16 protein-coding genes and 2 tRNA genes are annotated in these 15,381 nt (G+C 34.8%); 9 read left to right on the top strand and 9 right to left on the bottom strand.

What is annotated here, in order from left to right:
* Positions 1–277: 277 nt before the first annotated feature.
* Positions 278–354 (bottom strand) — tRNA-Arg (locus tag A6B44_RS01450).
* A 21-nt stretch (positions 355–375) separates the two neighbouring features.
* A tRNA-Pro gene (locus tag A6B44_RS01455) sits at positions 376–452 on the bottom strand.
* 164 nt (positions 453–616) lie between these two features.
* Here A6B44_RS01455 and folD point away from each other — a divergent pair.
* The gene (gene folD, locus A6B44_RS01460) at positions 617–1,474 is read left to right on the top strand and encodes a bifunctional methylenetetrahydrofolate dehydrogenase/methenyltetrahydrofolate cyclohydrolase FolD (RefSeq protein ID WP_090921662.1); all 858 of its coding nucleotides are present in this window, start codon (positions 617–619) and stop codon (positions 1,472–1,474) included.
* 251 nt (positions 1,475–1,725) lie between these two features.
* On the opposite strand, the gene rsmC is transcribed toward folD, so the two are convergent.
* On the bottom strand, positions 1,726–2,721 hold the full coding sequence (rsmC, locus tag A6B44_RS01465; protein ID WP_090921664.1) for a 16S rRNA (guanine(1207)-N(2))-methyltransferase RsmC: 996 nt from the start codon (positions 2,719–2,721) through the stop codon (positions 1,726–1,728).
* Between the two features lie 99 nt (positions 2,722–2,820).
* On the opposite strand from rsmC, the gene A6B44_RS01470 reads away from it, so the two are divergent.
* From A6B44_RS01470 to A6B44_RS01505, 8 genes are all read left to right on the top strand, one after another.
* Positions 2,821–3,237 carry a DNA polymerase III subunit psi gene (locus A6B44_RS01470; RefSeq protein WP_090921666.1) on the top strand — a complete coding sequence of 139 codons (417 nt, stop codon included), beginning with the start codon at positions 2,821–2,823 and terminating at the stop codon, positions 3,235–3,237.
* On the top strand, positions 3,234–3,671 hold the full coding sequence (gene rimI / locus A6B44_RS01475) for a ribosomal protein S18-alanine N-acetyltransferase (RefSeq protein ID WP_090921667.1): 438 nt from the start codon (positions 3,234–3,236) through the stop codon (positions 3,669–3,671). Before A6B44_RS01470 ends, rimI begins: the two co-directional genes overlap by 4 nt.
* A 16-nt stretch (positions 3,672–3,687) precedes the next feature.
* Positions 3,688–4,692: a YeiH family protein gene (locus A6B44_RS01480; RefSeq protein ID WP_090921669.1), complete on the top strand. Its 1,005-nt coding sequence runs from the start codon at positions 3,688–3,690 to the stop codon at positions 4,690–4,692.
* 133 nt (positions 4,693–4,825) lie between these two features.
* Positions 4,826–5,761 (top strand): phosphatidate cytidylyltransferase, encoded by a 936-nt coding sequence (locus A6B44_RS01485; protein WP_218061381.1) that lies wholly within the window; start codon positions 4,826–4,828, stop codon positions 5,759–5,761.
* A 227-nt stretch (positions 5,762–5,988) separates the two neighbouring features.
* Positions 5,989–6,633, top strand: a complete 645-nt coding sequence (locus A6B44_RS01490) for a lysophospholipid acyltransferase family protein (RefSeq protein WP_090921671.1) — start codon at positions 5,989–5,991, stop codon at positions 6,631–6,633.
* A 95-nt stretch (positions 6,634–6,728) separates the two neighbouring features.
* Positions 6,729–7,394, top strand: a complete 666-nt coding sequence (locus tag A6B44_RS01495; protein ID WP_090921673.1) for an NAD(P)H-dependent oxidoreductase — start codon at positions 6,729–6,731, stop codon at positions 7,392–7,394.
* A 27-nt stretch (positions 7,395–7,421) separates the two neighbouring features.
* Positions 7,422–8,171 (top strand): SDR family NAD(P)-dependent oxidoreductase, encoded by a 750-nt coding sequence (locus A6B44_RS01500; RefSeq protein ID WP_090921675.1) that lies wholly within the window; start codon positions 7,422–7,424, stop codon positions 8,169–8,171.
* A 115-nt stretch (positions 8,172–8,286) separates the two neighbouring features.
* Positions 8,287–9,501, top strand: a complete 1,215-nt coding sequence (locus tag A6B44_RS01505; RefSeq protein ID WP_090921677.1) for a DegT/DnrJ/EryC1/StrS family aminotransferase — start codon at positions 8,287–8,289, stop codon at positions 9,499–9,501.
* A gap of 52 nt (positions 9,502–9,553) precedes the next feature.
* Here the strand turns inward: A6B44_RS01505 and A6B44_RS01510 are convergent, their stop codons facing one another.
* From A6B44_RS01510 to eno, 6 genes are all read right to left on the bottom strand, one after another.
* On the bottom strand, positions 9,554–10,588 hold the full coding sequence (locus A6B44_RS01510; RefSeq protein ID WP_090921679.1) for a glycosyltransferase family 4 protein: 1,035 nt from the start codon (positions 10,586–10,588) through the stop codon (positions 9,554–9,556).
* Between the two features lie 10 nt (positions 10,589–10,598).
* Positions 10,599–11,360 (bottom strand): glycosyltransferase family 2 protein, encoded by a 762-nt coding sequence (locus A6B44_RS01515; protein WP_090921681.1) that lies wholly within the window; start codon positions 11,358–11,360, stop codon positions 10,599–10,601.
* A 9-nt stretch (positions 11,361–11,369) separates the two neighbouring features.
* The gene (locus A6B44_RS01520; RefSeq protein WP_090921684.1) at positions 11,370–12,410 is read right to left on the bottom strand and encodes a TIGR01620 family protein; all 1,041 of its coding nucleotides are present in this window, start codon (positions 12,408–12,410) and stop codon (positions 11,370–11,372) included.
* A 10-nt stretch (positions 12,411–12,420) separates the two neighbouring features.
* Positions 12,421–13,044 (bottom strand): guanylate kinase, encoded by a 624-nt coding sequence (gene gmk / locus A6B44_RS01525; protein WP_090921686.1) that lies wholly within the window; start codon positions 13,042–13,044, stop codon positions 12,421–12,423.
* Between the two features lie 97 nt (positions 13,045–13,141).
* Positions 13,142–13,606, bottom strand: coding sequence for a xanthine phosphoribosyltransferase (gene gpt / locus A6B44_RS01530; RefSeq protein WP_090921687.1), 465 nt, complete (start codon positions 13,604–13,606; stop codon positions 13,142–13,144).
* Positions 13,607–13,871: 265 nt separating this feature from the next.
* Positions 13,872–15,173 (bottom strand): phosphopyruvate hydratase, encoded by a 1,302-nt coding sequence (eno, locus tag A6B44_RS01535; protein ID WP_090921689.1) that lies wholly within the window; start codon positions 15,171–15,173, stop codon positions 13,872–13,874.
* Between the last annotated feature and the right edge of the window lie 208 nt (positions 15,174–15,381).

The raw sequence follows: 15,381 nt of genomic DNA on the forward strand, positions 1-15,381 counted from the left end.
TATTCTTACAATAACGGAAGGAAATCAACATTTTCTTCCGTTATTATATCTATAATGGAAGAAAATATTATTTTTCCGCCGCTATTTTCGCTATAATTTTATTAATTTCACTATGCAAAGCGGTACTATTTTTGACTGTTTTTGCAATTTCTTTGTTAAACTCATCAATATTGAACGTTTTTTCGGTATTTTTTGCTTTAATATTTAATATAAGAATTAACTGTAAGGGCGAATAACTTAACTTATAGGTGAGTATAATGCGATGAAATATAAAATATGGCACGCCCTATTGGATTCGAACCAATGACCTACGGCTTAGAAGGCCGTTGCTCTATCCAACTGAGCTAAGGGCGCATTAAATAGGATGAAAGAAAGTGGTCGGCGAGATAGGATTCGAACCTACGACCCACTGGTCCCAAACCAGTTGCGCTACCAAGCTGCGCTACTCGCCGACAATGTGCAACATTATAGTTTCTGATTAAAATCCGTCAATCCTTTTTTACTAATTTCCTTTTAGTCGCTTGATATTTATTCACTTTTGTATTTATTACTTATCAAATCATTACTTTTTTGAGAGAATAACAAAATAAAATAATATTAAAACAAGGAGCATTAAATGTCAGCTCAAGTTATTTCAGGAAAAATAGTTGCTTCACAAATTAAGCAGAAAATTGCTGAACAGGTGCATTATTATGTTAAGCAAGGCTATCGTTCACCTTGTCTTGCCGTTATTTTAGTCGGACTGGATCCTGCTTCACAGGTTTATGTGAAAAGTAAACGAAAAAGTTGTGAAGCGTTGGGTATTGTATCTAAATCTTATGATTTACCAGATTCAACATCAGAGCAGGCACTGCTGACTTTAATTTCACAGCTTAATGATGATAATACTGTTGATGGAATTTTAGTTCAGCTACCGTTGCCTAAGCATATTGATACTACTAAAATTATTGAAGCTATTTTACCTACCAAAGACGTGGATGGTTTCCACCCTTATAATGTAGGACGTTTGTGTCAACGGATACCTACTTTACGCTCTTGTACCCCTTATGGTGTGATGAAATTACTTGAGTATACAGGGCAGGAAATTAGAGGTAAGCACGCCGTCATTGTTGGGGCGTCAAATATTGTGGGTCGTCCAATGGCATTAGAATTCTTATTGGCAGGCTGTACAACAACGGTAACCCATCGTTTTACTGCCAATTTAGAACAACATATAAGGCAAGCTGATATTTTAGTTGTGGCAGTAGGTAAACCTGAATTTATCTCTGGTGAGTGGATAAAAGAGGGGGCGATAGTGTTTGATGTAGGAATTAACCGTTTAGAGAATGGTAAACTCGTTGGCGATATTGAGTTTGAAACAGCGCGGCAAAAAGCCAGTTTTATTACACCTGTACCTGGTGGCGTAGGCTTGATGACAGTGGCTATGTTAATGGAAAATACATTGTTGGCGTATAAAAATCATATTGCAGAGTAAAAATAAGGTAAGTATAAAAATCAAGCGGTATGATGTTGATAAAAATTTGCAAAAAGTTAATTATATCGTACAAAGCAACCGAATGTTTTTTCAGCCTTAGTCTTCTCTCTACGAGAACATCAGTTGTTGAGTTCGGTTACTGAGCCTGTCGAAGTATCAGTATCGAAGCAATAGATGTTTACGCACATAACTAGATTCCTAATTCATTCCCTAACCCATCGACAAGCTCAGGGTTCGGGAATGGATAGTCATTAATTCCTTACTGAATACACCTTAAATTTATTCGTTTTAGCTAATATTTTATGTGAACCAAAGCTTTGATCCAATAAATCTTCATAAGGTAAGTGGCTATTTGCAACAATACGTAATTCTCCACCTCGAGTGAGATGATTTTTAGCTTCTATAATTAAGTTTTCAACGGTTTTATAGGCAGTTTCTACACCATCGTGGAAAGGAGGATTAGACACTATTAAATCGAAACGCTCTTCAATATGTGAAAAAACATTACTCGCAACCACTTTTCCTTCTAAGTTATTTTCACTCAGAGTACGCTCACTTGATTCTAACGCCATTGCGTGAATATCTGACATTGTGAGCTTAATTTTAGGAAATAACTGTTTTAAGAATGCACCAATAACACCTGCACCGCAACCCAAATCTAAGGTTTTTCCTTTGATTCCGTCCGCTTTATGGAAAGTCGAAAGTAATAATTTTGTTCCCATATCTAAATCTGCTGAACTAAATACCGCAGGGAGTGTTGCAATGGTTAAATCAGCAAAAGGTAAGCGGTATGATTTCCAAAAGTTTTTACAATTAAAATCAGGCACTTGTGTTAATTCAAAGTGATATAATCCGCAACGGCGAGCAGAGTCAATTTTGGCAATATGTCCAAAATCAGACAGCATTTTTTCGACTGAACGTACACCGCTACGATTTTCGCCAATAATTAACAGCTCTTGTCCTACTTGTGTTGTGGAGAGCCATTGTAATAATTGAAATTGACACTCTTGTTTGTTTTTTGTCCAGTAAAAAACGCCTAAATCGGCTTGCTGATTGCATTTAATTCCAAATTCTACGCCTTTATTTTGGCTTACAAAATCAAAGTAGCTGCTAAATATTGCCACATTTTTTGCTTGTGATTTAATTTTTTGTGCAAATTGATCTTGCATATAGCCAAAAAGTAGTACATTTTTATTTTCAAATAATTCTAAATGGCGTGTTAATACTTCACTTTCAGACGATAACATTTTATTCCTTTCTCTAATTTTGATAATTACGATAAATAATATTTCCCCATTGTACCGACTTTTGCTACCATTCCCCAATGATTTTTGTGAGGAATAACGATGAATCGGCGAGATTTATTATTAAATGAGATGAATATCACTCAATGGGTGCTAACAAAACCGCAAGTTTTGAAAGGCGATGCTCAGATTCGTTTATCGGAAGAGATTAAGTTAATTGTTGTGAGTGATGGTGATTATCAATCAACAGGATTATTTCAAGATATTTTGTATAGTTTACAACTATCAAAGCAGGATTATCAATGGGTCAGTTATGAGCAGTCACTGCGTTTGAGTTTTGATCATCAACCTATTTTATGGATTATTCAAAATGAAAAACAAGCGGTCACATTAAGTGAAAAATTTGCAAATTTAACGATTTGGAAAAATAATAGTTGGCAAGATCTTGCAACTTTAGCTTATAAACGCCAATTTTGGCAACAAATAGAACCACTTTGTCAACCAAAAGAAAATGTATGATTACTGTTATTCAGCCTGAAGATTTTGATCTTTTATTTGAAATTGAACAAAAAGCACATTTAGTGCCTTGGTCAAAAGGGACGTTATTAAATAATCAGGGCGAGCGTTATCTAAACCTTAAATTAATAGAGAATGATCAAATTGTGGGTTTTGCTATTTGTTACAAAACATTAGATGAAGCCACTTTGTTTAATATTGCAATTGATCCTATTTTTCAAGGTAAAGGATATGGCAAGCGGTTACTTGAAGAGTTAATTTTACAATTAAAACAACAAGGTATAGTGACTTTATGGCTTGAAGTAAGAGAAAGTAATCAAACAGCGATTCATTTATACCAAAGGTTAGATTTTGTAGAAGTTGATATTCGTAAAAATTATTATCCAACAGTAACGGGTAACAAAGAAAATGCGGTAGTAATGGCATTATATTTGTAATTATTAAGGGGAAAAAATGAAAAATAAAAATATGATATTAGGGCTATTATTGGTGGGAGTTATTACGAGTATTGCTTATTTTTTATCTCAGAGTGAATTTTTTACACAAATCCACTTTTCGGCCTTAACCCTTGCAATTGTGATTGGAATTATTATTGGTAACACACTGTTTTCTAAAATAGAACCTTATACAAATCAAGGTGTTATATTTTCTAAAGGGACATTGTTAAGAACAGGAATTATATTGTATGGTTTTAAAATTACATTAGCAGATATTCATTCTGTTGGAGTCAATGCGATAGCAAGTGATGCAGTTATGTTAGTCACGACTTTTTTTATTACTCTTTGGATTGGCATTTATTTACTTAAAATGGATAAACAAACGGTACAACTAACAGCAACAGGTTGTAGTATTTGTGGCGCAGCGGCAATAATGGCAGCAGAACCCGTTGTAAAAGCAGAATCTCACAAAGTTACTGTGGCGATTGCGGTTATTGTTATTTTTGGCACAATCAGTATGTTTCTATATCCAATAATGTATCCTTATTTGGCGAATTATTTATCACAGCACCAATTTGGTATTTATATTGGTTCATCAGTACACGAAGTAGCGCAAGTGTATGCAGCTGGTGGAAATATTAATTCTGTGGTTGCTGATAATGCGGTCATTACTAAAATGATTCGAGTGATGATGTTAGCCCCATTTTTATTTGCATTATCTTATTTTTTAACTAAAGGTGATGCTAAAAATAAACTGATTATTCCTTGGTTTGCGGTCTATTTTATCGGCATTGCGATTTTTAATTCTTTTGAATTATTAAATGAGCAAATTGTCAGTGTGTTAGTGACATTAGATAATATTTTATTGATGATGGCAATGTCTGCATTGGGTTTAACCACACGAATTGAGTCAGTAAAGCAAGCTGGTTTAAAACCCTTTATTTTAGGATCTTTAGTGTTAGTATGGCTTGTCGTTGGCGGATTTGTAGTAAATGTGGTTATGCAGGGTATATGGAGTTGAAAACTTTAGTATAAGCGGTAAGATGTTGATTAAAATTTGCAAATTTTTATCCAATTATGTTTACTTGCTCTCGTAGAGCAAATGCAATTTACCACTTTTTAGAAAAGAAAGACTAATGTTGTAGGAGAAGGTTATGTTATTTAATTTACCTCAAAATGCGTTAATAATTATGGGATTAGTGGCCATTTTTCTACTTATCGCTTCTTTTATTACCACCAAGAAAATTAACCAAAATCCAGAGAAAGATTATACCGAGCTTAAGCAACGAGTAATTTCGTGGTGGTATATGATTGGTATTCTATTTATCTGTTTTAGTTTAGGTTTTACCACAACTATTATCTTATTTGCTGTGATTAGCTTCCTAGCATTAAAAGAATTTTTTTCCATTGTGCCATTAAGATTAATTGATCGCCGAGTCATATTTTGGGTCTATTTAACTATTCCGATTCAATATTATTGGATTGCCACAAAATGGCACACAATGTCATTAATTTTTATTCCTGTTTATCTATTCTTATTTATTCCAATTCGCCTTGTGTTACTCGGTGAAGTAAAGGGCTTTATTCGCTCCGTAGGGATATTACAATGGGGAGCAATGCTCACCATTTTCTGTATTGGTCATTTGGCAATGTTAGTCGGATTACCAGCAACACATCCAAATGCAGGAGGATTAGGTTTAGTCTTATTTATTCTCTTATTAACACAGTTTAATGATGTAATGCAGTATGTGTGGGGAAAATCCTTTGGTAAGCATAAAATCATTCCTAAAGTCAGCCCGAATAAAACGTGGGAAGGTTTTTTAGGCGGGATATTATCGACCTCTATATTAGCCTCACTATTAGGAATGATATTAACCCCAATGCCAATTTGGTTAAGTTTTATCGCAGGGATTGTGATTGCTGTAGCAGGGTTCTTGGGCGATGTTGTGATGTCATCAGTTAAACGTGATTTATCAATTAAAGATTGCAGTACCTTAATTCCAGGTCACGGTGGTATTTTGGATAGAATGGATAGTTTAACCTTTTCAGCACCGTTGTTTTTTCATTTTTATTATTATTTATTTGTATAGGCGGGACGACCGCAGACTTTTATCTATTAATTTTAGGAGTTAATAATAATTATTATTCGTAGGGGAGGATTGAATGAGCGTAGCGAATGGAATATCCTCCCGAAAAATATAGATTTACGAGCGGGAGCATATACGCAAACAAGTTTGCTAATACTCCCCTACGTTAATTAATTTAACTAATTGATTTTTATTGTATTTTAAGTGTTGTTTTACTATGAGAGGTTAAGATGACTAAAATTAATTTTAAACACTTACCAAAGGTTTTGTTTTTTGCCTTGATTGTAAAACCTGTTGTTTTATTTCTATTAGGGTTAAATATTCAAGGTAAACGTTCCTTACCTACCAAATCTGCGGTGATTGCCGCTAATCATAATAGCCATTTAGATACACTGGTATTGATGAGTTTATTTCCTCTCTCTCAAATACATTTAGTCCGCCCTGTCGCAGCAGCGGATTATTTTTTAAAAAATCGCTATATGGCGTGGTTTGCGTTAAATTGCATTGGGATTATTCCCTTAGAGAGAAAAAGTCAGCAATATGATCAAATTTTTAAAGATTGTCATCAAGCACTGGATAACGGTGATATTTTGATTTTATTTCCTGAAGGCAGTCGTGGAGAACCTGAGAAAATAGGAACCATCAAGAAAGGACTATATTATTTATTGGAAGAGCGTCAGCATAATGTGGAAGTTTATCCTGTTATTCTAAGAGGGTTGGGAAATGCGTTACCACGAGGGGAAGCCTTATTTGTACCTTTTAATTGTGATGTAATTATTGGCGAACCTTTACCTCCTCAAAATAGTAGTGAACAGTTTGTCACAATACTGTTTGAGAGATATAATCAACTTGCAGAGAATTGCTTAACTAAATAAAAAGATCAATCAAATAAGCGGTATGATTTTGATGAAAATTTGCAAATTTTTTACTTTATCTCACCGCTTGATTTCTATACGGATAAGGAAAAGATATGTCAAAAATAACGAAACAACAAATTTTAGATGCCGCTTTGTATCGCTGTGCAATTCGTGATTATGATCCGACCAAAAAAATTAGCGAAGAAGATTTTAACGTAATTTTAGAGTTAGCACGTTTATCACCAAGCTCAGTAGGCTCAGAGCCGTGGAAGTTTTTAGTAATACAAAACCCTGAACTACGTCAAAAACTCAAACCAGTTAGCTGGGGAATGAAAACACAGCTTGATGATGCGAGTCATTTGGTATTTTTATTAGCCCATAAAAATATGCGTTATGATACCGATTTCTTCCGTCAAAAATTGCAAAGTCGTGGTTTAAGTGGTGAGAAACTAGAACAAAAATTACAAGATTACAAACGCTTTCAACAAAGTGATATAGATATTTTAGACAGTGAACGCACTTTATTTGATTGGGCGAGTAAACAAACGTATATTGCACTTGGCAATATGATGAACGGTGCAGCAATGATGGGCATTGACTCTTGTCCAGTTGAAGGAATGAATTATAAAGCGGTGACTGATATTTTAGTGGAAGCAGGATTATTTAATCCAAATGAGTACGGTGTTTCTGTGGCAGTGACTTTTGGTTATCGAAGTGATAAACCATTACCTGCAAAAAGCCGTAAAAAAATGGACGATATTGTGATTTGGGCTGAGTGATTTTAATGAAAAAAGAGAGGTGAACTTATGTTATTTTTAGTGACAGGCGCAAGTGCAGGTTTTGGTGCAGAGATTAGTCGAGTATTGGTTTCAAAAGGGCATAGTGTTATTGGAACGGCAAGAAGAAAGGAAAAGTTGGTTCAATTACAAGAAGAGTTAGGAGATAAATTTTATCCACTGTGTTTTGATATTAGCTCAAAAGAATCTACAAAAAATGCAATAAACTCACTACCAGAACATTTACAACATATTGATGTGTTAGTTAATAATGCTGGCTTAGGGCTGGGTTTAGAGCCTGCACATTCTGCCTCTTTTGAGGATTGGGAAAAAATGATTAATACCAATGTGTTGGGACTTTGCTATGTTACTCATTTAATTTTACCTAAAATGGTTGCTAGAAAATCGGGATTAGTTATTAATATGGGGTCGATTGCAGGCACTTATCCGTATCCAGGTGGTAATGTGTATGGTGCAACGAAAGCATTTACTAGACAATTTAGTTTAAATTTACGTGCTGATTTGGCGGGTACAGGTGTACGAGTATGTAATATCGAACCGGGTTTATGTGGCGATACTGAATTTTCACATATACGCTTTAAAGGTGATACAGAAAAAGTGAATGCCCTGTATAATGATGTGGAATTTATCAAACCGATAGATATTGCCAATATTGTGTCTTGGGTAAGTGAACAGCCTCAGCACGTTAATATTAATGCTATTGAAGTAATGCCAACGGCACAGTCGTTTTCTGCGTTGAATGTGGTTAAAACACAGTAACTAATAAGGATTTGCGTACTTAAAAAATAGAAATTATTGCTATGAGTTGGTAAGGTGATGTATTATGTTATGATACAATATGTATTGAGAACGTAATTAAAGTTTAGGAAAGATAATGATACCATTTTCACCACCAAGAATAGATCAACAAACAATAAATGAAGTAACCAAAGCACTACAATCAGGTTGGATTACAACAGGTCCAAAGACGAAGCTTTTTGAACAAAAACTGGCAGAATATTGTAGTGTATCCAATGTGTTGGCTGTAAATTCATGGACAACAGGAGCGGAGCTTTTACTTTATTGGTTTGGTGTAAAAGAAGGCGATGAGGTGATAGTACCTGTTTATACTTATTGTGCAACGGCAAATATTGTAAGACATCGTGGCGCGACAGTTGTAATGGTCGATATTTCCACTGATTTTGGTATTGATGTATCAAAAATCGAAGAGCATATCACTGAAAAAACCAAAGCAATTATTCCTGTGGATGTTGGTGGACTACCTGTTCATTTTGATGACATTAAAGCGATTTTAAATAAAGAAAGTGTTAAAGCTAAATTTAAACCAGAAACGGATAATCAACGTAAATTAGGTCGAATTTTGTTACTTTCGGACTCTGCACATTCTTTTGGTGCAAAATATAAAGGAAAAGTAGTAGGTTCTGAAGTTGATTTTACGGTTTTCTCATTCCATGCAGTCAAAAATTTAACGACGGCAGAGGGGGGAGCTATCTGTATAAATCTACCTCAACTATTTGATAATGGTGAAGTTTATAAAGAGCTAAATACCCTTTCATTACACGGACAAAATAAAGATGCGTTAGCAAAATATCAGATTGGAAATTGGGAATATGATGTTGTTGATGCAGGATTTAAGTGTAATATGACGGATATTCTGTCTGCTATTGGACTGGTAGAGTTTGAGCGCTATGAAACGGAAATGTTACCACGAAGAAAACAGATATTTGCACAATACACTCAAGCATTAAGTGAATACGATTGGGCAGTCACTCCGCATTTTATTGATGAAGAAAGAGAAACATCCTATCATTTATATTTATTAAAATTGAAGGGTGTTAGCTTAGAGCAACGTAATGAAATTATTCAAGAAATTTTTAAACAAGATGTCTCTGTTAATGTTCATTATAAACCATTACCAATGTTATCGTATTATAATGGTTTAGGCTATAATATGGAAAAATACCCCGTTGCAAAATCAATCTGGGAAACAGAAATTTCATTACCTGTTTACTATGATTTATCCGATGCAGATGTACAAAAAGTGATAGGTGCAGTGGTGAAATCAGTAGAAAAAGTAATGAAAATATAGTGTAGTATTTTCAAATAAGGCTAAGTAGTTGTTGGATTACTTAGCCTTTATTTTATGCTTGTTTTAGTAGTTTCTGATAGATATTATGATATTCCATTGCCATTCTTTTTGCAGAGAAGTCTTTTTCTGTTAAATATTGTTTGATATTTTCTCTTAACTCCACTAAGCGTTCAGGAGAGTTTAACAGCTGTTCTAGTATTGCTTGATAGGATTCAACTTTATTATCATAAACTAAAAATCCTGTTTTTTCATTTTCGATAATCTCAGGAATACCACCAGTAGCGTGAGCGAGGGTAGGTAGATGGTATTGATAGCCTTCCAAAATAACAGTAGGTAATCCTTCTAAATGAGATGGCATTAGGTGGAGATCGATATTTTTTAAAATGCTACCAACATAGGGAGTAAAAGGAATAAAAATAATATTTGGATTATTTTGAGCTTGTTCCTTTAATTTATTTTCTTGCTCAGCTGTACCTGAACCGACAATATAAAAAGTAATTTGTGGAAATAATTTTGCCAGCTCTATCGTTAAAGTGACATTTTTTACAGGTTGTAAATTTGCTATTTGCGCTATTGTCAGTGTTTTTTTATCAGAGAAATATTGCCTTTCAAACTCACTATCTTCTGGTAATGTAGGTCTAGTACAGCAATAGATAGTTTCACAATTAGGGTTTAGTTGTTGAAGGTTTTTTGTCATTAATTGACTCACTCCAACGATATAATCTGCACTTTTATAAGAGGATGAAGAGAATTTTCTTCTAAATGAAGCACTAACTAAACGTGTAACAACAGTGGGCTTTTTAGAGATTTTCTTTAAGAAATGCGCAATATGTGCACCTCTTCCATCTTGAGAATGAATGATTAGGTTTTTTTTAGTGAGTACTAATTTAATAGCTTGCCATATTGTTACAGTATGGAGTTGTGGCATTTCTTCTTTTACTTTTTGAATCAGTTTTCCTGAACGCTTACCTAAAAAATAGATATCATAATTTGCAACAAGTTCAAGCATAAGTTGTTCTGTTTGGAATTCTCCACCACCAAACCCTTTTGCCATATTGATCATTAAAATAGATGCACGATTTGACATAATTTTTACCTTATTTATTTATATTTCTTGCCCATAAATCAGCATATTTAGAAAAAACAGAAATTGAAGAGAGAATAGCGAGAGCAAACCCTTGCTTCCCATCTAAAAATCCACCTCGTAGCAAATACATCTTAATAAAACTGCCCAATGAATGCGTGATAGCTTGAAATAAAGACGCTTTTTTACCTGATTGCTCTCTTTGGTCTGCCCAAGCCTTAGCGTAACTTGCTGATTTAACCAAATAATGATTAATATTTTTATAGGTATAATGAAGTAAATCACCCTTTAATTTGATGATGGTGGTGTTTTCAGGATAATGCACTTTCTCGTGTACTAATTCATCACCATATTGTGCAAAATCAGTTTTGTATAAACGCACAACATAATCAGGATACCAACCACTGTGACGAATTTCACGTCCAAAAACTTCACTTAATCGTCCAATTTTATAGACGGTATTGGGTTTGTCGTCTTTTACTGCTTGAATAATAGATTGTTTTAATTCAGGTGTGACTTGCTCATCGGCATCGATCCAAAACACATAATCACTGGTTACATATTTTTGAGCAATTTGACGTTGTTTACCAAAACCCTGCCAATCTGTGTTTGTATAGAATTTTGCGCCATAATCAGAGGCTATTTGAGCGGTATTATCAGTACTACCAGAGTCTAAAATAATAATTTCATCTACCCAATCTTTGACAGTATCTAAACATTGAGCTAGATCTTGTTGTTCATTCTTAACAATCATTGCAACGCTAATTGTAGGCATAATTTCTTCCTATTTTGATATAGTTTGTGACTCTTTTTGTGGTGTGGAACTAAAGAGAGTGGTTTTAATCGTACTAAGCAGTTCTTGTCGAACTACTGATAATTTAGGTCGTTCATTGGGTTGTAATACCACAGGGCGACAAAACTCCATCGCTTTAATACCTAAGCGTGCCGAGATAAGTCCAATACCAATGCCTTGTGCCGCTCGCATAGATATTTTCGCAGTGAGATTCTGAGAGAAATAATCCATCCCAATGTCACTTGCAATTTCAGTCGCACCTGCAAAAACCATATTTGTAAGTACCATCTTAAACAGCTTTAAACGACTAAAATAACCTAATTCCATACCATAAACTTGCGTAATTTGATTAACAAGGGCAATGTTTCGCCACGCAACCATTAATACATCAATAATCGCAACAGGACTAACAGCAACAATGATGGCATTCTCACAAGCACTTTTACTTATAAGCTGTTTCACCTTGTTATCGAGAGGTTTTAGAATATCTTGATTAAACAGATAAAATATCTCTTCTGCATTATAGGCTTCATCCAGCTGATTTTGCCAATGGGTGGCTTTTTGTTCGGTAATTGGAAGTGTTTTTAAAATATTTTTGCAAAATTTTGTTGCAATGTGACCGCTTGTGGTAGAAGGAGTATTCAATAATAACTCGCTTTCCTGTTGATTTTTTTGATGTTTACGTAAATAAATTAATTTTTTCCATTCTGAAATAATTGCGCCCACTCCAGCTAAACTGATACAAAAGAAGCCTACTGCAAACGCAAAATAAATCCATTGATGCTGTTGCCAAGTATCAAATAACCATTGAATACTTTGTGCGAAAACAGCAACAGTTAATAATAAAAAAGCACTTAGCAATAAACGCACCCAAAAACGAGAGGGTTTTAATCCTTGTTCAATAATAAGCTCAGCTTTAGTGTCTTCCACCCGCTCTTCTTCTATAGCTATGTTTTCTCCAATAAATTCTTTTTTAGGCTGAATTTCAGGCTCATCAGCGGGCGTTTCTGTACTAAAAATACGTTTTTCCATAGTTGCTATTTTATTGATTTAATAAATTATGAATTAATGGCTGATGACGTAACGATTGAGATTGTTGTTTGAGTCTTTCAGCGATTAAAATACTTTTAAGCTCATTCAGTGCCGTTTCAAAATGCTGATTTACAATAATATAATCAAATTCGTTATAGTGACTAATTTCAGATACTGCTTTCTCCATACGTTTAGCAATTACTTCTTGAGAGTCTTGTCCTCTGCCAATTAAACGTTTTTCTAACTCCTCTTTTGAGGGAGGGAGAATAAAAATCGTTTTAGCCGTCGGAATTTTTTGTCTGATCTGTTTTGCACCTTGCCAATCAATATCTAAAAATACATCAATGCCTTGTTGAAGGTTTTCTTCAATAACAGAAAAGGAGGTGCCATAATAGTGATCAAACACTTTTGCCCATTCTAAAAAATGTCCTTGTTCGATCAGTATTTGGAATTGTTCTTGAGTAGTAAAGTGATAATGTACTCCATCTTCCTCTTTAGGTCTTGGAGCACGAGTTGTATGTGAAATAGAAAGCTGAACTTCACTACGGGGTAAATCCGCGAGTAAAGCATTAATAAGTGAAGATTTTCCTGCACCACTTGGCGCAGAAATAATATACAGGTTGCCTAGGCTCATAATAGTTTTTAAATAATATTGTTGTTATCAAATACCGCAAAGACAGGGCTGGCCCTGTCTCTACGAAATGGTGTGTATAATTAAAACGTGTTAATTATTATTTTCTTGCTAATGGTGGCACAAAAGCTAAGCCTAAATCCCACGGTTGTTCAATCCACGTGTTTTGTGGAATATCGATAATATAATCATCTACTAAAGGAGCGCCAGCAGGTTTAGCAAATACCGTCACAAAGCGTGCTTTTGGATACATTTCACGGATTTTACGAGCAGTATTACCTGTGTCAACTAAGTCATCAACCACAATGAACCCTTCGCCATCACCTTCTGCTGCGTGTAGCACTCGAAGTTGCTCACTTTGTTTAAAGTGCTCTTCATAACTTACGATACAGACAGTCTCTACGTGTCTAAGCCCTAGCTCACGAGAAATAACTGCAGCAGGGAATAAACCTCCACGACTGACAGCGATAACACCTTTCCACTGTGAAGCAGGAAGTAGATTTTCTGCTAGTTTACGAGCGTGCATTTGGAACATATCCCAAGTGACTACATACTTTTCACTCATAGTTTCTCCTAGATATAAAACAAGTAATATTTAATTACTAAGGTTAAGATAAAATTGGTATAAGGATACCTGAAAGTGTAAAGTTTTTCTAGTGATGTTTTTTGATTTATAGCCAAAAATGAAGTTAAAGATAAGCCATATTTTGTGAATATTTGGTATTGGAAAGAGTCGTTTAATGATTTGGGATTTTAATTATACAACAATAAATAAAAAAGCCATTAAGAAAACTTAATGGCTTGTATTGATTTATCAGTTATACCTGAAATTACGCTTGACCTTTAACCGCTTTTAAACCTAAGAAAGGTGCTTTTTCACCTAAAGCTTCTTCGATACGGATTAATTGGTTGTATTTAGCCACACGGTCAGAACGGCTCATTGAACCTGTTTTGATTTGACCTGCTGCTGTACCTACTGCTAAGTCAGCGATAGTTGCATCTTCAGTTTCGCCAGAACGGTGTGAAATAACTGCTGTGAATCCAGCATCTTTAGCCATTTTGATTGCTGCTAAAGTTTCAGTTAATGAACCGATTTGGTTGAATTTGATTAAGATAGAGTTTGCGATACCTTTATCAATACCTTCTTTTAAGATCTTAGTATTGGTTACGAATAAATCGTCACCAACTAATTGAACTTTATCACCTAAAACTTTAGTTTGGTATGCGAAACCGTCCCAGTCAGACTCGTCTTGACCGTCTTCGATTGAAACGATTGGGTATTCGTTACATAAGTTTTCTAAGTAGTGAGTGAACTCTTGAGAAGTGAATGATTTACCTTCACCTTTCATTTCATACATACCAGTTTCTTTGTTATAGAACTCAGATGATGCACAGTCCATCGCTAATGTAACGTCTTTACCTAAAACATAACCTGCTTTTTCAACTGCTTCTTTGATACAAGCTAATGCGTCAGCGTTTGATGCTAAGTTTGGCGCAAAACCACCTTCATCACCCACAGCAGTATTTAAACCTTTTGATTTTAATACTTTTGCTAAGTTATGGAATACTTCAGCACCGATACGTAATGCTTCTTTTAAAGTTTTCGCACCAACAGGTTGAATCATAAACTCTTGAATATCAACGTTGTTATCTGCGTGCTCACCACCGTTGATGATGTTCATCATTGGTAATGGCATAGAGTATTGACCTGCTGTACCGTTTAATTCAGCAATGTGAGCATATAAAGGTAAACCTTTAGATGCCGCTGCTGCTTTTGCATTTGCTAAAGAAACCGCTAGGATTGCGTTTGCACCAAATTTAGATTTGTTTTCAGTACCATCTAAATCAATCATAATTTGATCGATTTCAGCTTGTGCTGATGCATTTTTGCCCACAATTGCTTCTGCGATAGGACCATTTACAGCGTCAACCGCTTTTAAAACACCTTTACCTAAGAAACGAGTTTTGTCGCCATCACGTAATTCTAATGCTTCACGAGAACCAGTTGATGCACCAGATGGCGCTGCAGCTAAACCTACGAAGCCACCTTCTAAATGTACTTCTGCTTCAACAGTTGGATTACCACGAGAGTCGATGATTTCACGACCAATTACTTTAACAATTTTTGCCATTGTTGTTCTTCCTCTAAGTGAAAGTTAATAAAAAAATAATGCTGCATATAGTAAACATATTTTATGTTTTTGTCTTGTAAAAAAGTGATGAAGATCACAAAAAATAAGGAAGAATTTGATCTAGGTTAGGTTTCTAAAAAGAAAGTTCAAAAATTTTATGTCTATTTTTGTATTATGCTTCATCAAATTTGAACTGGTACTTAAAATA

It is taken from the genome of Pasteurella skyensis, assembly GCF_013377295.1.
GTDB classification, from domain to species: Bacteria; Pseudomonadota; Gammaproteobacteria; order Enterobacterales; family Pasteurellaceae; genus Phocoenobacter; species Phocoenobacter skyensis.